Below are 20,079 nucleotides of genomic sequence, written 5' to 3' on the forward strand. Positions count from 1 at the left end.
CCGATCATTATCAGGCTGATGCAGCGTCGGCGTCCGCCCATCCCGGCGCCAACGCCTTGGCTTCCGGGAACAGCGCGAAGCGCAGGCCGATCAGGCCCATCAGCGCCTCGTCGCGGGCCTTGCAGGCGCTCACGCTGCCGACCCGGCCCAGCGAGGTATCCAGCCGCTCGCGCAGCGCCTCGGCCGCCACAATCGGCCTGCGTGCGGTGATCTGCCGGCGGTAGTGCGCCGCGATTTCCTCCAGGATGTGCTCGACCGCCTCGCGGCTGCGCTCGGGCAGTTCCAGCCGGGCGCGGCGCAGCTGCAGGATGTTCAGGCCAATGCGCGCTTCATTGAGCATGTCCACCGAAGCGATGTCGCTGCCCTCCGGCGTCGCCGCCAGGCGCGGTGCGAGCAGGCCCAGCAGGTCGAGCATGCGTGCGGCGAAGCGCTGCCGGTCCTGCTGGCCACGGCCTTCGGCGGCTTCGGCCAGCGTGGTCCAGCCCTGCCGCACCAGCCGGCGCGCGGTCCACTCGGCACCCACCGAACGGAACAGGCGGGTCATCACCACCGCAAAGCCAATGCCGATGAACATCGCGATCGACGAGTTGAGGAAGGTCTGGATGTTGGCGCTGTAGGTGTTCTGCAGGCTCAGCAGCGCGGCCAGGTTCACCGTCAGTGGCAGCGCGAACAGCGCGCTCTTGGGGTGGTGCAGCATCAGGCCCAGCGGCAGGAACGCCACCGCCAGCACCAACGCCAGCAGGCCGAAGTCGTGCACGGCCGGGAACACGCCGAACAGGTACACGCCGGCCACCACCGAGGCGACCATCGCCCATACCAGGAATGACACCATGCTCGGTGCCGGATCGTCCTGTGCGGCGAAGAACGCGGCGGTCACCGCAGCCATCATCGCGCCGTTGCCGCCGCCTTCCCAACCCAGCGCGATCCACAGCACGCAGTAGCTCATCAGTGCCACGCCGGCACTGAGCGCGGAGAACAGCGCCATGCCGTAGTCGACGTGCTTGTCGGCGGCTACGCGTTCGGTGCGGATGCGGTAGTGCGCGCGGTCCAGCGGCGCGGTGCCGTGGTCGATGGCGTGCTGCAGGGTGCGGCAGTCCTGCCACAGGTCCACCAGTTCTTCCAGGCGCAGCAGCAGGCTGGCCAGCTGCAAGTGCTGCAGGTCGCGGTCCACCTGCGGCTTCAGCGCGCTGATGCGCGCGCGCAGACGGGCGTATTCGCTGGCGTTGGTCGGGCCATCCAGCCAGTCGTGGATGTCATCGACCAGCGCCGGCAGCCCTTCGGGCAGGGCCTGGCCGTCGCTGCGCAGCGCGCTCAGGCGATCGGCAATCGAGGACAGCACCGGCAACAGCAGCAGCATGCGCTCGCGCAGGCGCTCCATCGATACCGCCGAACCGGCGTGGCGCGGGTCGTCGCGGCGCAGGAACTCGATCAGTGCCTCGAACTGCACCAGGTCGGCGGCCAGCCGGTTGCGCGGCGCGTGTGCGCGGCCACGTTCAAGGATCTGCCGGCACCACTGCGCGGCGTCCTCCATCCAGTTGCCGATGCGGGCGCGCAGCATCGGGCGCACCGAGGCCGGGAACAGCAGCGAAGCAAACAGCACTGCCACCACCGTGCCGAGGATGATCTCCTCGCTGCGTGCCACCACCGTGTCGAAAATGGTTTCCGGCGAGGTTACCGCCGGAAAGCCGATGAAGGCGGTGGTGTAGCCGGCCAGCAGGAACGCGTAACCGCGCGGACCGCGGTTGAGCAGGGCCATGAACAGGCAGCCGGCCAGCCAGATCGACATCGCCGCGCTCAGCACCAGCGGCGTTTCCACCAGCGCCGGCAGCACCAGCAGGGTGGCCAGGCCGGCCACCAGGGTGCCAACGATGCGGTACACGCCCTTGGCCCGGGTTGGGCCCAGCAGCGGCTGGCTGACGATGTACACCGTGCCCATCGCCCAGTACGGGCGCGACAGGTTGCCGGCCATGGCGATGTACAGCGCGGCCACCGCGGCCAGGTAGGTCTTGATCGAGAACAGCCAGGCCTGGCGGTCGGTCAGCGCGTTCATGGCTTACTTCGCTGCGGTCGGGGTGCCGGTCGCGGCGGCGCTGGCCTGCCAGCCGCCACCCAGCACCAGGAACAGGTGGATCTGGTCGCGCGAGACCTGCGCTTCGGCGGCGGCCAGGGTGGCATCGCTGGTGGCCAGGCTGCGGTCGGCATCCAGGCTCGACAGGTACGGCGTGCGGCCGCCCTGATACAGCCGGCGGTTCTGCTCGGCGGCCAGCGCGGCCTGCTCCTGCGCGATGCGCAGCGACTGCAGCCGGCGCAGGTCCTGCGCATAGCGGTCCAGCGCGGTCTGGGTCTCACGCAGCGCCTGCAGCACGGTGTGGTCGAACTCGGCCAGGGCGGCATCGGCACCGGCTTCGGCGGCGTGGATGCGTGCGTGCGTGCCGGACGACGGCAGCGTCCACGAGATCAGCGGACCGATCGACCACTGCTGGGTCATCGGCGTGCCGAAGTCCTCCAGCAGGCCGGCAGCACCGAGCGAGGCTCCCAGGCGGATGTCCGGGTACAGCTCAGCGGTGGCCACACCAATCCGAGCCGTGGCCGAGGCCAGCTTGCGCTCGGCCTGGCGCACGTCCGGGCGACGCTGCAGCAGCGCCCGGCCATCGCCGACCGGCAACGGCTGCGCCAGGCGGGGGGCGTGTGCACAGTCGATCACGCCGGCTGGCAACTGGCCCGGGGTCTGGCCCAGCAGCGCGGCCAGCGAATACGCTGCTGCAGAACGCTGCGCATGCAGCGGCGGCAGTGCAGCTTCCAGCAGTGCCACCTGGGCATTGGCGCGGGCCAGTTCCGGTGGCGTACCGCGACCGGCCGCAATCAGGCGCTCGGTGACCGTGCGGCTGCGCTGCTGCAGCTGCAGCGAATGCTCGGCCACGTGCAGTTCGTGGTTGGCGTGGCAGATCTCCAGGTAGCTGTCGGCCACCTGCGCCACCACGCTGACCTGGGCCAGGTCGCGCGCCGCAGCGACCGACTGCTCGTCGGCACGCGCTGCTTCGGCGCCGCGCTTGAGCTTGCCGAACAGGTCGAACTGGTAGCTGACCGCGAACTTGCCATCGGCCAGGTTGATCACCGGCAGTTCGTGCTCCTGCAGGAACGATTCGGCCGACAGCTGCGCGCGGCTGACGCCGGCCTCGGCCTCGTACTCGAAGCCACCGGCGTCCAGCGCCTGTTCGTACACGGCTGCAGCGCGACGCAGGTGCGCGTCGGCGGCCTTCAGTTCCACGTTGTCGCGCAGCGCCTGGGTGATCAGGCCGTCCAGTACCGGGTCGTTGTACAGCGACCACCAGCGGTCGGGCAGCGCCTGGTTGGCGGCCACCTGCGGGTTCTGCGTATCGATGAAGGCCGCATTGGCCTCCGGGCGCTTGAACGCCGAGCCTTCCGGCAGCGCGTAGTCGGGGCCGACGGTCCTGCACGCAGCCAGGCTGGCCAGCGCAACGATCAGGCCGAGACGGGGCAGGGCAGCGTTCACAGGCCCGCCTGTGTCGGCGCGGTGCCGGCCTTGTCGTTGTGCGGATGGCGGCCGGTGTCCACGGTCACCGTGGCGGTGCGACCGGCGATCAGTTCCACGCCCTTGGGTACTTCGTCGATGGCGATGCGCACCGGAATGCGCTGCGCCAGCCGCACCCAGTCAAAGGCCGGGGTCACGTTTGGCAGCAAGGTACTGCCGTTGCTGCGGTAGCGATCCTCGATGCCGGCGGCGATGCTCTCGACATGGCCGCGCAGCGGGGCCGACTCGCCCATCAGGCGGATGTCCACGCTCTGTCCCGGGGCCACGCCGCGCAGGCGGGTTTCCTCGAAGTAGCCATCGATGCGGAACGAGCCGGTATCCAGCAGCGCCAGCACCGGCTTGCCGGCCACCACGTAGTCGCCCACGCGCATGGTGCGGTCGTTGACCCGGCCGTCGGCCGGTGCGCGCACCTCGGTGCGGCCGAGGTTGAGTTCGGCCAGGTCGACCGCGGCCTGTGCGGTGGCCAGCGCAGCCTGTGCAGCCTGCAGCTTGGCGCGGCGCACTTCGGCGTCCTCGGCGGCGACCAGGTCCTGCAGGCTGCGGTCACGGCCGATCTCGCGGCGCAGCTGTGCCACCGAGGCCTGGCGCTCGCCCAGGCTGGCGCGGGCCTGCTCCAGCGCGATGCGGTAGCGGGCGCGGTCGACCACGAACAGCAGGTCGCCCTTCTTCACCGCCTGGTTGTCGGCCACCTGCACCGTTTCCACCAGCCCGGACACGTCCGGCGCCACCTGCACCACGTCGGCACCGACATGCGCATCGCGGGTCCACGGCTCATCCATGTAATAGACCCACAGCTGGCGCAGCACCAGCAGGGCGACGATCACGGCTGCGCTGGTGAGCAGCACCGGCAGGGTCTTCTTCACGATCTTGTTCACGATTGCATCCAACGCAGGAGGTGGAACAGCAGGCCAAGCACGATCCCGTACAGCGCCAGGTTGAACAGCGGCGGGTGCCAGATATGGCGATAGGCACCGGCACGCTGCAGCAGCGCGTGCAGGCCGCTGTTGACCAGATAGGCCAACAACATCAACCCGAGCAGGGTCGGGACAAACACTCCGTGGAGACTGAATTCACCAGGCATCGGTAGGGGCGGGGGCGAGGAGGGGGAGGGGAGGGACAACAGAACAACGGCAACGGGCAAAAGCCGCTGGCGTGTGCACGGCAGCGGCGGTGTTCGGGGGCAGCGGTCTTACGTGATGCGGTCGGCGGCCTCGGCCAGCAGGCGCCATGCCTTCAGCACGGCGTGCAGTTCATCCATGGAAAGCTCGCCGAACACGTCCTGGCGCAAGCCGATCAACTGGTCTTCAAGTTCGCTGACCAGCGCATGGCCTGCGTCGGTCAGCCACAGCAGGTTGGCGCGGCGGTCGCTGGCGTCGCTCTCGCGGCGGACCAGGTCGCTGGCGCACAGCTTGTCCAGCAGGCGCACCAGGGAAGGGCCTTCCATGCCCAGCTGCTGGGCCAGCGCCACCTGGCGGATGCCACCGCCGGAGCGGCCGATCATCAGCAGGGGCATGGTGCAGGCGGTGGAGATGCCGTAGCTGCCGAGCCGGCTGTCGGCCAGGCGCTGCCACTGCCGCCCTGCGTACAGCAGGCCGGAGCTGAGCTGCATCTGCAGCACGGTGCGCTCGTCGAGGGGTCGGTCCATAAGAGATAGATAGGATACTACTAATTTCATTCCTATCAATGGGTTTTTCTGAATGGGTGGGGTGTAGTGAGGAAAGCATTGCGCCTGTTGGCTATCGGTTGGGGTGGCGGAGGGCCGGACGGGGCAGGGCACGCTGCAAGTACCCCTCCGGGGCCCGGCCCAGCCGCTGGCAGCTGGGCGTTCGGTCGCTTGCGAAACAGTGCTTCGCAAGCAAAGCGCCCTCACCCATGTAAGCTCGATCGGCGCATCCATGCGCCTCACGGCCCTGTCCCGCCCGGCCCTCCGCCACCCACCCCACATCCCCCGAGCGCGGTGGGTTGGCTCTTGGAAGCAAGAGCAGAAGCAGTGCGGACCAACGGTCCGCACCCACCAAAGCAGAAGAGACCACAGCAGCGGCGCGCTGCTTCCGAAGCCATGAACCCCCGCTTTTGCCCCCGCTTTCGGGCGGTCCGGCCGCGTCCGCGGGAAACCGTCAGGGAGGGGGAGAGGGGGCTGCGCAGGACCGTTGGCGCCATGGATGGCGCCATCGAGCCCCCAGGGGTGAGGGCGCTTTGCTTGCGAGGCATGCCTCGCAAGCGACCGAACGCACAGCCGCCAGCGGCTGGGCCGGACCCCGGAGGGGGGTTTACGGCGTGTCCTGCCCTGCCGCCCTTCCCCATCCAAGCCGATACCAAACAAGGCGCCGCCAGCCCCCCGATGAACCGTCCCAACAGGACGACCCACCCCCCGGTCGGGTACGATGCTCGCCCCCCGTTCGGGACGCTGTACGCAATGAGCAAGAACAACGAAAAGGCCGCCCCGCAGGGCGACGTGACCCAGGACCAGGCCGAGGATGCCGTGCGCACCCTGCTGCGCTGGGCCGGTGAGGACCCGTCCCGTGAAGGCCTGCTGGATACCCCCCGCCGTGTCGCCGAAGCCTATGGCGACTGGTTCAGCGGCTACCGCGATGACCCGCGCGCCTACATGGAGCGGACCTTCGAGGAAGTGGCCGGCTATGACGAACTGATCGTCCTGCGCGACATCGAGTACGAAAGCCACTGCGAACACCACATGGCGCCGATCATCGGCCGCGTGCACGTCGGCTACCTGCCGGCCGGCAAGGTGGTGGGCATCAGCAAGCTGGCCCGCGTCGTCGAAGCCTATGCCCGCCGTTTCCAGGTGCAGGAGAAGATGACCGCGCAGATCGCCCAGTGCATCCAGGATGTGCTGCAGCCGATCGGCGTCGGCGTGGTCGTCGAAGGCGCCCACGAATGCATGACCACCCGCGGCATCCACAAGCGCGGCGTCAGCATGGTCACCTCCAAGATGCTGGGCAGCTTCCGCGACGACGCGCGTACCCGCGCCGAGTTCCTGCGCTTCATCGAAGTGGGCGGCAAGCGCTGAGCCGCTTGCCCGCACCCCGCCGGCCCCTGGTGGCCGGCATGCCCACGGCTGCCTGCGCGGCCGCCGTGGGCGGCTGCTCGTCCCCGCCAGCCCTCATGACTCCTTTCGCTGCATGAAGCACCGCGAACGCATCTCCCGTTACCGCCATCTGCGCGAACAGCCCCAGTGGAAGCTGCTCGCCGCCGACCACGCTCCGGAAATCATCGGCCTGCTGCAGGGCCTGCTGATGGACGGCGAGCGCACGTTGCCTTCGTCGGTGCTCAACGAGCGCCTGCAGCGTGCGCTGGACCAGCTCAACGGCGACGAACTGTCGCGCGACCTGCCGCGTACCGCGCAGGCCTACATCGCGCACTGGTTGGCCCAGGGCTGGCTGGAACGCCGTCTGCCCGATGGTGCCGACCAGGAACAGTACGAGCTGTCGACCGCGGCGCTGCAGGCCATCCGCTTCGCCGACGGCCTCGAGCAGGCCCGCGTGGCGGCCACCGAAAGCCGGCTGGCACTGGTCATCGAGCAGCTCTCGCAGCTGGCCGCGCAGACCGAGTCCGATCCGGACGCACGCCTGTCGGCACTGCGCGACGAGCGTGACCGCATCGACGCCGAGATCGCCCGCGTCGGTGCCGGCCGCGTGATCGCGCTGGATGGCAAGCGCGCGCTGGAACGTGCGCGCCAGATCATCGGCCTGGCCGACGAGCTGACCGAGGACTTCCGCCGCGTGCGTGATGACTTCGAGCAGCTCAACCGCGATTTCCGCGAACGCATCATCGACGACGAGGGCGAACGTGGCGACGTGCTGTCGCAGCTGTTCGAAGGCGTGGACGTGATCGGCGAGAGCGATGCCGGCCGCAGCTTCCAGGCCTTCTGGCGGCTGCTCAACGACGCCGAGCAGAGTGCCCAGCTCGATGCCGCGCTGGAAGCGGTGCTGGCGCGTGGCTTTGCCCGCCGCCTGGACCGCAACGAACGCAACTTCCTGCGCGGCTTCACCAGCACCATGCTCGAACGCGGTGGCCAGGTGCACGATGTGCTGCAGAACTTCGCACGCAGCCTGCGCGGCTTCGTGCAGAGCCGTGGCTATCTTGAACAGCGCCGCCTCAACCAGCTGCTGAAGCAGGCACAGTCCGAAGCGCTGGCCCTGCGCGACGAGTTCCCCGCACAGCGTGGCATCGGCCGTGACCTGCAGCTGACCACCAGCCGCCTGCGCTCGTGGTCGCAGTGGAGGCTGCACGATCCGCGCAGCGCCCAGGTCGATGGCAACGTCGAGTACAACGATGCGGCCGCGATCAGCCTGGAAAGCGTCGGCGATCTGGTCGCTTCGTCCGAAATCGACTTCCGCACCCTGCGCCGCGACCTGCACGACCTGCTTGATGCACAGCCGCGGCTCAGCATCGCCCAGGCCCTGTCGCAGCGCGAGGCGCCGCAGGGTCTTGGCAGCGTCATCGGCTACCTGTCGCTGGGCACGCGCTTCGGCAACGTGGTCGCCGGCGAGCAGGAGCTTGCGCAATGGCGTGGTGGCGACGGCCAGATCCGTCGCGCCCGCATCCCGCTGGTTTGGTTCACCCAGGAGAGACGCCATGAGCTGGCATGAAGATCCCATCGACGCACCGCAGGCCGACGTGGCGGAAGACGCCTACGAGGCCGAGCCGGTGGCGACCGTGGCGCAGCCCCGCCGTGGCAACGACGTGTACTACCTCGGCGATACCGGTCGCCTGCCGCTGGATGCGCGCCGTGCGCTGTGCCAGCTGCTGATCGGCCCCAGCATCGACCAGCTGCGCCACGCCAAGCTGTGGCCGGCGCTGATCCGCAGCGAAGCGGCCATCCGCTCGTCGCTGGCGGACCTGTTCCTGGAACTGGTGCTCGACCGTGACAGCGGCGTGGCCTTCACCCGCCAGGCCGATACCGAAGACGTCGATGCGCCGGTGCTGCTGCGCACCTCGCCGCTGACCTTCATCGATTCGGTGCTGTTGCTGTACCTGCGCCAGCAGCTGGCCGAGGCTGACGCGCGCGGCAACCGCGCGGTGGTGGCTGACGCCGAGATGGCCGAAGCGCTGGCCATCTACGAAAAGAACCTGTCCACCGACCGCGCCGGCTTCAACCGCCGTGTCGCCTCGGCGGTGCAGAAGATGAAGGACAACCACATCCTGACCCGCCTCAGCGGCCAGGAAGACCGCCACGAAGTCTCGCCGGCGCTGAAGCTGCTGTTCTCCGCCGAAGACGTGTCCCAGCTTTCGGCGGTCTACCGCCAGCTGCGCGAAACCCCGGCCGCCGAGGCCTGAGAGACCCGACCATCGCATGGCTATCTCCAAGCACACCCCCGCCCTGTTCAACGAAGGCCTGCCGGACCCGCGCCTGCAGCAGTTCCGCATGCGCCGCCTGCAGGTGCACAACTGGGGCACCTTCAACGGCCTGACCGAAGTGCCGATCGCCGAGCGCGGTTTCCTGTTCGTCGGCCGTTCCGGCTCGGGCAAGTCGACCCTGCTCGATGCCATGTCCGCGCTGCTGACGCCGCCGGCCATCGTCGACTTCAACGCCGCCGCGCGTGAAGCCGAGCGCAGTGGCCGCGACCGCAACCTGGTGTCCTATGTGCGTGGCGCGTGGGCCGACCAGCAGGACAGCGGCACCGGCGAAATCGCTACCCAGTACCTGCGCAAGGGCGCGACCTGGACCGCACTGGTGCTGGAATACCGCGCCGGCGACGGCCGCGTGGTCAGCCTGGTGCGCCTGCTGTGGATCTCCGGCAACGGCACTTCGGCCGGTGACGTGCGCAAGCACTACATGATCGCCGAGCGTCCGTTCGACATCGCCAAGGATCTCGGCGGCTTCGACCTGGACCTGCGCAAGCTCAAGCAGAAGCTGTCCGATCTGCACCACTTCGACGCTTTCTCCGGCTACGCCGAGCGCTTCCGCGACCTGCTCGGCATCGACAACGAGATGGCGCTGCGCCTGCTGCACAAGACGCAGTCGGCGAAGAACCTGGGCGACCTCAACGTCTTCCTGCGCGACTTCATGCTCGACACGCCGAAGACCTTCGACGCCGCCGAGCGCCTGGTCAGCGACTTCGCCGAGCTTGATGGCGCGCACCAGGCGGTGGTCACTGCCCGCCGCCAGGTGGAAACCCTGCTGCCGGCACGCGCCTACTACAACGACCTGAAGGAAATGCACCGCCAGCGCGGTGACGACGAAGCACTGAAGCTCGGCGTCGACAGCTTCCGCGAAAGCCGTCGCCAGGCGCTGATCGAAGCGCGCCTGCGCGAGATGGATGTGCGTGACCGTGGCCTGCTCGGCGAAGAAGCCCAGCGCCGCGCCGCACTGGACAATCACACCGAGCGCCTGGCCGAACTGGAACTGCAGCGCCGCCAGCAGGGCGGTGAGCGCATCGAGGAACTGGAACGCGAGCAGGGCCGCGCCGAAGCCGAGCGCGACCGGCGCAAGGCCAAGCGTGATCAGGCCCAGGAAGCCGCACAGCAGCTGCAGGCCGAACTGCCCGACGATGCCCACGGCTTCGCCGAACTGGTCGAGCGTGCGCAGAACGAACTGCAGGACCGCCAGCGCGCCTCGGCAGCACTGGACGATGCGATCAGCGACCGCCTCGGCGGCAAGCGCGATGACGAGCGCCGCTTCGGTGAAGTGCGCAGCGAACTCGAAGCGATGCAGCGCACCCCCTCCAACATCCCGGCGCCGATGCAGAAGCTGCGCGCGCGCCTGGCCGAGGAAACCGGCATCGCCGAGGCGGCGTTGCCGTTCGTCGGCGAGCTGATCCAGGTCCGCTCGGAAGAGCAGGGCTGGCAGGGCGCCATCGAGCGCGTGCTCGGCGGCTTCGCACTGTCGCTGCTGGTCGATGACAAGCACTACAACGACGTCGCCGAGTGGGTGAACCGTACCCACCTGGGCATGCGCTTCACCTACTACCGCGTGCGCCGCAACGACGATGCGTTCGCCCGCGAGCCGTCGGCGAAGTCGCTGCTGCACAAGCTGGAACTTCGCGAGCATGTGTTCGAAAGCTGGCTGCGGCGCGAGCTCGGCAAGCGCTTCGACTACGAGTGCGTGGACGCCAAGCAGCTGCGCAACGTCGACCGTGGCATCACCCGCGAAGGCCAGGTCAAGCATCCGGGCGACCGTTTCGAGAAGGACGACCGCAGTGCGGTGGGCGACCGCCGTCGCTGGATCCTCGGCTTCAACAACCACGACAAGGTGGGCGCCTTCGAGCGCGAAGCACAGGAACTGGCCAAGCGCATCGCCAGCTGCGAGACCGATATCGCGCGCCTGCGCGGCCAGCGTGATCGCGACAACGAACGCCGCCTGGCCTGCCATGAGCTGGTCAGCATCAGCTGGAACGAGATCGACATCGCCGCCCCGCAGCAGCGCCTGGGCGATATCGAGGCCACCCTGCGCGATCTGCGCGAAGGCAATGCCGACCTGGCCAAGCTGGCCAAGCAGATCGACGCCGTGCGCGCCGACATCGAGCAGTCGCGCCGCACCTATGAAGACGTCCGCGTCGAGCGTGGCCAGCTGGTCAAGGAACGTGATCGCCTTGACCGCGCACGCCAGCAGAGCCGTGCGCTGGTGCTGCCGAGCCTGGCCCAGGAGCAGGAAGCCGGTCTTGCCGAGCGCCTGCAGGAGCAGGGCCCGCTCAGCCTGGAAACGCTGGAAGCGCACATGCGCCAGGTCAGCAACGCGTTGAACGAGCAGCTGTCGTCCTCGCAGCAGGACCTCAACCGCATCGAAAACCAGCTGATCGGTTGCTTCCGTCGCTTCATCCAGCAGTGGCCAGAGGAATCGGGCGACTTCACCGTCTCGGTGGCCTCGGCCGAGGACTTCCTCGCTCGCCTCGAACGCCTGGAGCGCGATGGCCTGCCGCAGCACGAAGAGCGCTTCTTCGATCTGCTGCAGAACCAGAGCAAGAACAACCTGCTGGCCCTGCAGCGCCACAGCGCCGAGGCCCGCAAGTCGATCGGCCAGCGCCTGGACGAAGTGAACGCCAGCCTGGAACAGGTGCCGTTCAACCGCGGCACGTTGCTGACCATCGAACTGAACGACCGACGCCTGCCGGAAGTCGGCGAGTTCCACCTGCAGCTGCGCGAAGTGCTGTCGCAGCAGCAGACCGAGCAGCGTGAGCTGGCCGAATCGCAATTCACTGTGCTGCGCCAGCTGGTCAACCGCCTGGGCTCGCAGGAAGGCGAGGACAAGCGCTGGCGCGAGCTGGTGCTGGACGTGCGCATGCACGTGGAGTTCATCGGCGTCGAGCTGGATGCGGAAACGCGCCAGCAGGTCGAGATCTATCGCAGCGGCGCCGGCAAGTCCGGTGGCCAGCGCCAGAAGCTGGCCACCACCTGCCTGGCGGCCGCGCTGCGCTACCAGCTCGGCGGTGCCGACAGCCAGCTGCCCAGCTACGCTGCCGTCGTGCTCGACGAAGCCTTCGACAAGGCCGACAACGAGTTCACCGCACTGGCGATGAACATCTTCGACAACTTCGGCTTCCAGATGGTGGTTGCCACCCCGCTGAAGTCGGTGATGACGCTGGAACCGTTCATCGGCGGCGCCTGCTTCGTCGAGATCAGCGGCCGCCACGACTCGGGCGTGCTGCTGATCGAGTACGACGAAGAGGGCAAGCGCCTGAAGCTGCCGGAGCGCAGCCGTCAGCAGGCCAACGAACCGGAAGAAGCCGAGGCCTGAGCGCCTCGGTCCATCTACCTGTAGAGCCGAGCCATGCTCGGCTGCTCTTCGCGGCCGGACTCAGCGTGCCAACCAAGGTTGGCACCTACCTGGTCATCAAGCTCATTCACGCACCGCGGAACGTATCCCACGCCATCCGCGCGATCAGCACCACCACCAGCCCCACGAACAGCTTGCGGATGAACGGCGTACCGCCCTTCAGCGCCAACCGCGTGCCCACCACCGAGCCGATGATGTTGGCCGCCGCCATCGGCAGCGCGAACAGCCACAGGATGTTGCCGGTCGGCACGAAGAACGAGATCGCCGCTACGTTGGTGGCCAGGTTCACCACCTTCGATGCCGCCGAGGCGCGCAGGAAATCCAGGCCGAAGAAGCGCACGAACAGGAAGATCAGGAAGCTGCCGGTGCCCGGCCCGAAGAAGCCGTCGTAGAAGCCGATCGCCGCACCGATGGCCAGCGCGATCGCCAGCTCACGCCGGCCGATGTCCTGCGGCCGGTGCAGCGCGCCGAAATCCTTCTTCCACAGCGTGTAGGCCAGCATCGCGATCAGCAGCACCAGCACCAGTGGGCGTACCGCGTCCTTGGGCAGCAGGCTTACCGCGGTGGCGCCGGCGAAGGAGAAGATGAAGGCCGTGCCTGCCGCGAACAGCACCGGCTTCCACGGGAAGCGCACGTTGCGCGCATAGCGCCAGGCGGCTGCACCGGTGCCGAACATCGAGCTGAATTTGTTGGTACCGAACAGCATTGCCGGCGTCTGCTGCGGCAGCACGGTGAACAGGCCGGGTAACTGCACCAGCCCACCGCCACCGACGGCGGCATCGACCAGGCCGGCGATGAAGGCGATCACCACCAGCCACCACAACTCAGGGGGAACCAGTTCCAGCACGGCGATCAATCGATGTGGGGGCGCGACAGCATACGCCTGTCCTGCACCGGCTGACCCGTGCCCCGCGTGGATCAATCCGCACAACCCGGCGACAATGCCTGCATGAGCCGAAAATCCACCGACCCCTGCCCCTGCGGCCTTCCCGCCGATTACGCCGCCTGCTGTGGCCGTTTCCATGCCGGTGAGGCAGCACCCGATGCCGAGCGCCTGATGCGATCGCGCTACAGCGCCTATGTGCGGGGGCTGGCGGACTACCTGCGCCAGAGCTGGCACCCGGACACCCGTCCGGCCGAGCTGGCGTTGGATGATGCGCCGGGCCAGCGTACGCACTGGCTGGGCCTGACCGTGCACGAACACACGGCCACCGGTGCCGACAGCGCCGAAGTGCGCTTCACCGCCCGCTACCGCGTGGGTGGCGGCAGCGCGGTGAAGATGACAGAGCACAGCCGCTTCCTGCGTGTCGACGGCCGCTGGTACTACCTCGACGCCGTGTGAGCCTCAGCCGCCGCGCACCGCCAGCACGCGCTGGCCGGCATGCGCGCGGACCTGGTTGCGGCCGCCGTCCTTGGCTGCATACAGCGCCTGGTCGGCAGCCTTGATCACCGCTGCTGGCCGCTCATCCACGCGGCTGTCCGCCAGGCCGATGCTCACCGTCACCTGCACCGTCTGCCCGCTCCCGCCGCGTCCGCGTTGCTGGCGTCCCGTTTCATCGTCGCGGCTGCGGGTGCTGCGGTCGCGCAGCTGCATGCGGGTGTCCTCGATAGTCTGCCGCAGCGCCTCGACCGCATCCACGCAGGCCGCTGCGGGACGATCCAGGAACACCACCGCGAACTCCTCGCCGCCATAGCGGAACGCACGGCCACCGTCGCCCACCCGCCCCAGCCGCGAGGCCACCAGGCGCAGCACATCGTCGCCGGTGTCGTGGCCGTGGGTGTCGTTGAACGATTTGAAGTGGTCCACGTCCACCATCGCGATGCTGTAGGTGCCGCGCGCCCGTTGCAGGGTCTCATTGAAGGCGCGGCGCCCCGGCAGGCCGGTCAGTTCATCGCGGAAGGCCATATGGAAGGACTCCTGCAGCATCGCGCCCAGCATCAGCAGCAAGGCCGCGCTGGCCAGCGCCGGCAGCAGCACCGGCTGCAGGAACACCCGCGGCAGCATCCACCACAGGCACAGCAGGGCCAGCAGCATTGCCGTGTGCAGCGGCCGCGGATGCCGCCAGGCCTGCCAGCCCAGCGCGGCGGTTGCCAGGAGGAACAGCAGGGCTGGCAGCTGTGCCAGCGCGTTCCAGTCGGCCGGAATCCAGCTCCAGTGGCGGTTGGACAGCAGATCGTGCATGCCTCGCGGTTGCTGCGTGGCCAGCAGCAGGAAGATCATCAGCGCGGTGCCACTGGCAACACCCCGCAGCAGCAGGTCGCGGCGGCGGCGGCCGCGCTCGGGCCACAACGCCAGGCCCGCGAACAGCAAGGGCAGCCAGGCCGAAATGGCATGGAAGCGCAGCGGTGTCAGCGTCGTGACATGACCGTTGCGCAGATAGCCACCCACGTCCAGGTGCAGCAGGGCGAACATCACGGCCACCACCAGCATCAGGCAGAGCGTACGCACCTGGTGGTAGAGCAGCGCAAGGCCGGCGCCGAGGCAGGCCAGCAGCCAGGGCAGGATGCGTTGGGCCGGATTGGCCACGTCTTCGTTGCCCAGTGCCGCCCACAGCACCACGGCAACCAGCACGGCGGGCAGCACGAACAGGTAATGCGCAGGCTGGCGGAGCGGATGCAGGGGCAAGCAGGAATTCCAGCGCGGTGACGACGCGGCCGCAGCATTGCCGTTAGCGGCCTCTGCACCGGCTTCTTGAATGCGGGATGGTCACGCATGTGAACGCGTTGACGTCGAACCATGACGTCGCACTCACCCTGCTGCGCAGATGCTCCCCGGATGGACAGCGCAGCCACCGCCGTCGCTGCCCCGCAGCGCGATCTCGCCCGCCAGTACGCACGTGTGCGGGACCGCAGCATGCAGTTGGCGGCCCCCCTCAGCGCCGAAGACGCCATGCTGCAGAGCATGCCCGATGCCAGCCCGAGTAAATGGCACCTGGCCCACACCACCTGGTTCTTCGAACGTTTCGTGCTGGCCGGCTTCCCACCTGCACCGGCGCATGACCCTGCCTGGGACTACCTGTTCAACAGCTACTACAAGAGCCTCGGCCCGGCCCACGCGCGGCCGCAGCGCGGGCTGCTGTCACGGCCCTCGCTGCAGCAGGTGCAGGACTACCGCCGCCAGATCGATGCGCAGGTACAGTCACGGCTGGACGCGGGTGATCTCGACGATCAGGCGCTGCAGCACCTGCAGCTGGGCCTGCAGCACGAACAGCAGCACCAGGAGCTGCTGCTCACCGACATCAAGCACGCGTTCTGGTGCAATCCATTGCAGCCGGCCTACCGCGACGACCTGCCAACCGTCCCCGGCACTGCCAGTGCACAGGGCTGGATCGAATCGCCCGAACGCATCATCACCATCGGTGCCGCAGCCTGGCCACGGCATGCCGCGTTCGCCTATGACAACGAATCGCCGCCGCATCGCGTGCTGCTGCCCTCCCATGCCCTGGCCGAGCGCCCGCTCAGCAACGCCGAGTACCGCGCCTTCATCGAGGCCGGAGGCTACCGCGAGCCACGCTGGTGGCTCAGCGAAGGCTGGGCACTGCGTGAAACCGAAGACTGGCGGCACCCGCTGTACTGGGACGACAGCCTGCAGCGCGAATACACCCTGGGCGGTTGGCGCGAACTGGACCCGCATGCGCCGGTCTGCCATCTCAGCTACTTCGAGGCCGACGCCTGTGCCCGCTGGGCCGGGGCGCGCCTGCCCAGCGAGTTCGAGTGGGAGGCTGCGGCCGCGTCTCAGCCGGTGCGGGGCCACTTCGCCGATGACGATCACCTGCACCCACAGGCCGGGCAGGGCGGTGGACTGCGCCAGCTGTTCGGCGATGTATGGGAATGGACCCACAGCGCCTATGGCGCCTATCCGGGCTTCCATCCCTTTGCCGGCAACCTCGGCGAATACAACGGCAAATTCATGTGTGGCCAATGGGTGCTGCGCGGCGGTAGCTGCGCCACGCCCCGTGGCCATGTGCGCGCCAGCTACCGCAACTTCTTCATGCCACCGGCGCGTTGGCAGTTCTCCGGCCTGCGCCTGGCCAGGGACCTCGCATGAGTACGGTGCACGACGCGCTGCAGGCATTGACCGATCTCACCCCCGGCCGCCAGCAGATCCTCACCGACGTGGTGGCCGGGTTGTCGCGCACACCGCGCCAGCTGCCGTCCAAGTACTTCTACGATGCACGTGGCTCGCGCCTGTTCGAACAGATCACCCAGACCCGCGAGTACTACCCCACGCGTACCGAGCTGGCCCTGCTTTCGCGGGTACTGCCAGACATCGCCCGCAGCGTCGGCCCGCACCTGCACGTGGTGGAACTGGGTAGTGGCAGCGGCCGCAAGACCGCGCTGCTGCTGGCCGCGCTGCGTGAACCGGTGGCCTATACACCCATCGAGATCTCGCGCGCCGCGCTGCTGTCCAGCATCGACCATCTCGCCCCGGCGCTGCCGGAGGTCGAGATGCTGCCGGTCTGTGCAGACTTCACCCGTCCCGTTGCCGTGCCCATGCCCGAACGCGAACCCGCGCGGCGGTTGCTGTTCTTCCCCGGGTCTACGCTGGGCAACTTTGAAGGTGAGGACGCGGTCGCCCTGCTGCGCGCGATGCGCCAGACCATGGGCCGTGATGGCCTGGCCCTGGTCGGCATCGACCTGCACAAGGAGCCAGCGTTGATCGAGGCGGCCTACAACGATGCACAGGGTGTCACCGCCGCCTTTACCCTCAATCTGCTGGCCCGCCTCAACCGCGAGATCGGCAGCGATTTCGATCTGGATGGCTTCCGCCATCGTGCCCGCTACAGCGTCGCGCGACTGCGCATCGAGACCGATCTGGTCAGCCAGCGGGCACAGGACGTCCATCTGGATGGCCGCACCTTCCATTTCGAGGCCGACGAACCGATCCGCGTCGAATACAGCCACAAGTACACCGACGACAGCTTCGAAGCACTGCTGCAGCCGGCTGGCCTGCAGGTCATGCAGCGCTGGGATGCTGAAGGCCCGGCCTATGGCCTGCGCCTGTTGCGCGGCATATAGCCGCCGGCAGCCGGCGCCGCTTCAGGTTCGACGGCGACGCTGCGCCTAAGATGACCCTGCAACGGCAACACGGAGGACGCCATGCCCATTCTGACCACGCTCGGCCTGGCGGCCGCTCTTGCCTCGGCACCGACAGCGCCTGCCGTTCCTGCCGCCGGCATCGATCCGGCCTTCAGCCGCTGCCTGTCGGGCCTGCAGGCCACCGCTGCGACACAAGGCATCAGTCCCGACCGTTTCAACGAGATCACCGTCGGCCTCACACCCGACCCCAGCGTGCTCGGCCTGCTTGATGCACAGCCCGAATTCACTACGCCGATCTGGGACTACCTCGCCGCGCTGGTCGATCGCCAGCGCGTTGACGATGGGCGCGCCCTGCTGCTGCTGCACCGCGACCTGCTCGATCGGGTGTCGGCGCAGTACGGCGTCGATCCGGCCACCATCGTCTCGGTCTGGGGCGTGGAGAGCGACTACGGCCGCGTGTTCGGCAAGCGCCCGTTGTTGCAGTCACTGGCCACGCTGTCCTGCGCCGGCCGTCGCCAACCCTTCTTCCGCGGTGAACTGCTGGCCCTGCTCAAGCTGATCGACCGCGGGGACCTGCAGGCCCAGGGGCTCACCGGTTCCTGGGCCGGTGCCTTCGGGCATACGCAGTTCATGCCCAGCACCTATGCACGCATCGCCGTGGACGGTGATGGCGATGGCCGCCGCGATCTGGTCGGCAGCATTCCCGATGCACTGGCCTCCACTGCCAACTACCTCAAGCGCGCCGGCTGGCGCAGCGGCGAGCCGTGGGGCATGGAAGTCCGCGTTCCTGCGGGCTTCAACGCCAGCCAGGCCGGCCGCACCCAGCGTCGCTCCCTGGCCGACTGGCGTGCGCAGGGCGTGACCGCGCTGGATGGCAGCGTGTTGGCTCCGGCCAACCTGCCGGCGGATGCACGTGCGGCGCTGCTGCTGCCGGCCGGCAGCAAGGGCCCGGCGCTGCTGGTGTTCCGCAACTACGACGCGATCTACAGCTACAACGCCGCCGAAAGCTACGCGCTGGCGATCGCGACGCTGGCCGATCAGCTGCGTGGCGGCACCGGGTTGGCCACCGCCTGGCCGACCGATGACCCGGGCCTGGGCCGCGATGAGCGCCGCCAGCTGCAGACCCTGCTGCTGGCCCGTGGTCACGACATCGGTGCCGCCGACGGCATGATCGGTACCGCCACGCGTCGCGCGATCCAGGCCGAGCAGCAGCGCCTGGGCTGGAGCGAGGTGGACGGCCGCGCCGGCCAGCGCATCCTGCGCACGCTGCAGGAAGAGGCAGCCGCTATCGCACCCACTGGGCAGAAGGCCTTGCCGGCGGCACGTTGACCGCGACATCATCGCCGCGGTCTTGAAGGAGCGTCATCGCATGCAGTCGAATCCGGACATCAGCACCGGCCTGTATCACGGCCTGGAGGCCTGGCTGGTGCGAACCGCCAACGCCACGGCGGTCGTCAGTGTGTTTGGTGGCCAGCTGCTGTCGTTCATTCCCGATGGGCAGCCCGATCTGCTGTGGCTTTCGCCCACGCGCGCCGAGCTGCCCACGCCGATCCGCGGTGGCGTCCCGGTGTGCTGGCCGTGGTTCGGTCGGCAGGGCCAGAGCGCCGATGTACCGGCGCATGGCCTGGTGCGTACCGCGCGCTGGGAGCTTCTGCAGGCCAGCCAGCGCGATGATGGCGAGGTCGAGCTGCAGTTGGCGCCTGCGCCCAGCGCCGATCCCGGCCTGCGCCTGCAGGTGCAGCTGCGCATCGGCCGCCAGCTGCGCCAGCAGCTGGTCACCGAGAACATCGGAACCTCGCCGGTGACCTTCACCCAGGCCCTGCACAGCTATTTCCGGGTGGGCGATGCCAAGCGGGTCGAGGTCGAGGGCCTTGATGGCCTGCAGTACCTGGACAAGTACGAGGACCCTGCGCAGCTGCGCCTGCAACAGGGACCGTGGTCATTGCGCGATCCACGTGATCCCGGTCGCAGCGATCGAATCTATACCGGTGCCGGCGGCCATTACGTGCTGCGTGATCCTGTCCTGCAGCGACGCATCGAGATCCGTAGTGAAGGCAGCCAGACCCTGGTTGTCTGGAATCCGGGCGCCGAAGCCGCGGCGGAAATGGCCGATGTGGGTGAAGGCTGGCGTGACTATGTGTGCCTGGAAGTGGCCAACGCCGGGCCAGAGCAGATTACCCTTGTGCCAGGCGCGCGCCATCAGCTGGTGCAGACCCTGGCCAGTTCCATGCTGTAAGCGCTGGCAGCAGTTCCAGTTTGTCGATGTGGATAGCAAGGATGGAAAACATGCAGGAAGCACAGTGGTGGTATGCCAACGGCAGGCAGAGCGAAGGACCGGTGGACCTGGCCGGTTTGCGTCGCCTGCAGCAGGACGGGACGGTGACTGCACGCACGCTGCTGTGGTGCGAAGGCATGCCCTCGTGGCGGCCGTTGGCGGAACTGGAACAGGCTTCCACCCCCATCGAGGTGGCTCCGCTCCCGGATATCGACGCGGTCCCGGCGGTTGAGAGCATCGCGCCAAGTGCCGGCGACCCGTCCGATCCGTATCGTGCGCCTGCCGCTGCACCGGAGATGGCTGCGGCTGCCGGGCTGGAGGGTGAGATGGCCTTGTACGCCAGCGTGGTCGGCGGCAACTTCCCGATCTATCGCCAGCGCTGGCGGCTGGATCAGGGCATTGCCACGGGCAGTGGCACCTGGCATTGGCCGGCATTCCTGCTCGGCCTGATCTGGATGATGTACCGCAAGATGTACC

The 20,079-nt window shown here is 68.3% G+C and carries 17 protein-coding genes (1 of these 17 cut by a window edge); 10 read left to right on the forward strand and 7 right to left on the reverse strand.

Annotated elements, in window-relative coordinates; genetic code table 11:
* Nucleotides 1-10: 10 nt before the first annotated feature.
* From EZ304_RS20750 to EZ304_RS20770, 5 genes are all read right to left on the reverse strand, one after another.
* Nucleotides 11-2,050 carry an FUSC family protein gene (locus EZ304_RS20750; protein ID WP_142808032.1) on the reverse strand — a complete coding sequence of 680 codons (2,040 nt, stop codon included), beginning with the start codon at nucleotides 2,048-2,050 and terminating at the stop codon, nucleotides 11-13.
* A gap of 3 nt (nucleotides 2,051-2,053) precedes the next feature.
* Nucleotides 2,054-3,514, reverse strand: coding sequence for an efflux transporter outer membrane subunit (locus EZ304_RS20755; protein WP_142808033.1), 1,461 nt, complete (start codon nucleotides 3,512-3,514; stop codon nucleotides 2,054-2,056).
* On the reverse strand, nucleotides 3,511-4,428 hold the full coding sequence (locus tag EZ304_RS20760) for an efflux RND transporter periplasmic adaptor subunit (protein ID WP_185830021.1): 918 nt from the start codon (nucleotides 4,426-4,428) through the stop codon (nucleotides 3,511-3,513). The genes EZ304_RS20755 and EZ304_RS20760 overlap by 4 nt, the downstream gene beginning before the upstream one ends.
* On the reverse strand, nucleotides 4,425-4,634 hold the full coding sequence (locus tag EZ304_RS20765) for a DUF1656 domain-containing protein (RefSeq protein ID WP_005411696.1): 210 nt from the start codon (nucleotides 4,632-4,634) through the stop codon (nucleotides 4,425-4,427). The genes EZ304_RS20760 and EZ304_RS20765 overlap by 4 nt, the downstream gene beginning before the upstream one ends.
* Before the next feature lie 108 nt (nucleotides 4,635-4,742).
* Entirely contained in the window at nucleotides 4,743-5,198 is a 456-nt protein-coding gene (locus EZ304_RS20770; protein WP_012481667.1) for a MarR family winged helix-turn-helix transcriptional regulator, read from the reverse strand.
* 771 nt (nucleotides 5,199-5,969) lie between these two features.
* On the opposite strand from EZ304_RS20770, the gene folE reads away from it, so the two are divergent.
* The 4 genes from folE to EZ304_RS20790 all read left to right on the forward strand — a co-directional run bounded on the left by folE (nucleotide 5,970) and on the right by EZ304_RS20790 (nucleotide 12,248).
* A complete protein-coding gene (gene folE, locus EZ304_RS20775) occupies nucleotides 5,970-6,581 on the forward strand; it encodes a GTP cyclohydrolase I FolE (RefSeq protein ID WP_004141296.1) in 612 nt (203 codons plus the stop codon).
* 112 nt (nucleotides 6,582-6,693) lie between these two features.
* Nucleotides 6,694-8,163 (forward strand): DUF3375 domain-containing protein, encoded by a 1,470-nt coding sequence (locus EZ304_RS20780; protein ID WP_099552818.1) that lies wholly within the window; start codon nucleotides 6,694-6,696, stop codon nucleotides 8,161-8,163.
* Nucleotides 8,150-8,851, forward strand: coding sequence for a DUF4194 domain-containing protein (locus tag EZ304_RS20785; protein WP_099552819.1), 702 nt, complete (start codon nucleotides 8,150-8,152; stop codon nucleotides 8,849-8,851). Before EZ304_RS20780 ends, EZ304_RS20785 begins: the two co-directional genes overlap by 14 nt.
* 16 nt (nucleotides 8,852-8,867) lie before the next feature.
* Nucleotides 8,868-12,248 carry an ATP-binding protein gene (locus tag EZ304_RS20790; RefSeq protein WP_142808034.1) on the forward strand — a complete coding sequence of 1,127 codons (3,381 nt, stop codon included), beginning with the start codon at nucleotides 8,868-8,870 and terminating at the stop codon, nucleotides 12,246-12,248.
* A 106-nt stretch (nucleotides 12,249-12,354) separates the two neighbouring features.
* Here EZ304_RS20790 and EZ304_RS20795 read toward each other — a convergent pair whose 3' ends face one another.
* Nucleotides 12,355-13,134: a sulfite exporter TauE/SafE family protein gene (locus EZ304_RS20795; RefSeq protein WP_142808035.1), complete on the reverse strand. Its 780-nt coding sequence runs from the start codon at nucleotides 13,132-13,134 to the stop codon at nucleotides 12,355-12,357.
* Nucleotides 13,135-13,236: 102 nt separating this feature from the next.
* Between EZ304_RS20795 and EZ304_RS20800 the strand changes: the two genes are divergently transcribed.
* A complete protein-coding gene (locus tag EZ304_RS20800; protein WP_099552821.1) occupies nucleotides 13,237-13,629 on the forward strand; it encodes a YchJ family protein in 393 nt (130 codons plus the stop codon).
* A gap of 3 nt (nucleotides 13,630-13,632) precedes the next feature.
* On the opposite strand, the gene EZ304_RS20805 is transcribed toward EZ304_RS20800, so the two are convergent.
* Entirely contained in the window at nucleotides 13,633-14,913 is a 1,281-nt protein-coding gene (locus tag EZ304_RS20805) for a GGDEF domain-containing protein (protein WP_142808036.1), read from the reverse strand.
* A gap of 150 nt (nucleotides 14,914-15,063) precedes the next feature.
* On the opposite strand from EZ304_RS20805, the gene egtB reads away from it, so the two are divergent.
* From egtB to EZ304_RS20830, 5 genes are all read left to right on the forward strand, one after another.
* Nucleotides 15,064-16,335, forward strand: a complete 1,272-nt coding sequence (egtB, locus tag EZ304_RS20810; RefSeq protein WP_142808037.1) for an ergothioneine biosynthesis protein EgtB — start codon at nucleotides 15,064-15,066, stop codon at nucleotides 16,333-16,335.
* Entirely contained in the window at nucleotides 16,332-17,306 is a 975-nt protein-coding gene (egtD, locus tag EZ304_RS20815) for an L-histidine N(alpha)-methyltransferase (protein ID WP_099552824.1), read from the forward strand. The genes egtB and egtD overlap by 4 nt, the downstream gene beginning before the upstream one ends.
* Before the next feature lie 81 nt (nucleotides 17,307-17,387).
* On the forward strand, nucleotides 17,388-18,656 hold the full coding sequence (locus EZ304_RS20820) for a lytic murein transglycosylase (RefSeq protein ID WP_142808038.1): 1,269 nt from the start codon (nucleotides 17,388-17,390) through the stop codon (nucleotides 18,654-18,656).
* A gap of 40 nt (nucleotides 18,657-18,696) precedes the next feature.
* Nucleotides 18,697-19,563 (forward strand): D-hexose-6-phosphate mutarotase, encoded by an 867-nt coding sequence (locus tag EZ304_RS20825; RefSeq protein ID WP_142808039.1) that lies wholly within the window; start codon nucleotides 18,697-18,699, stop codon nucleotides 19,561-19,563.
* Nucleotides 19,564-19,613: 50 nt separating this feature from the next.
* Nucleotides 19,614-20,079, forward strand: partial view of a DUF2628 domain-containing protein gene (locus EZ304_RS20830; RefSeq protein ID WP_142808040.1) — the 5' portion only. It continues 308 nt past the right edge of the window; 466 of the gene's 774 nt are visible here — the first part of the coding sequence; the start codon lies at nucleotides 19,614-19,616; its stop codon lies beyond the right edge, outside the window.

This window comes from Stenotrophomonas maltophilia, assembly GCF_006974125.1.
Lineage (GTDB): Bacteria > Pseudomonadota > Gammaproteobacteria > Xanthomonadales > Xanthomonadaceae > Stenotrophomonas > Stenotrophomonas maltophilia_O.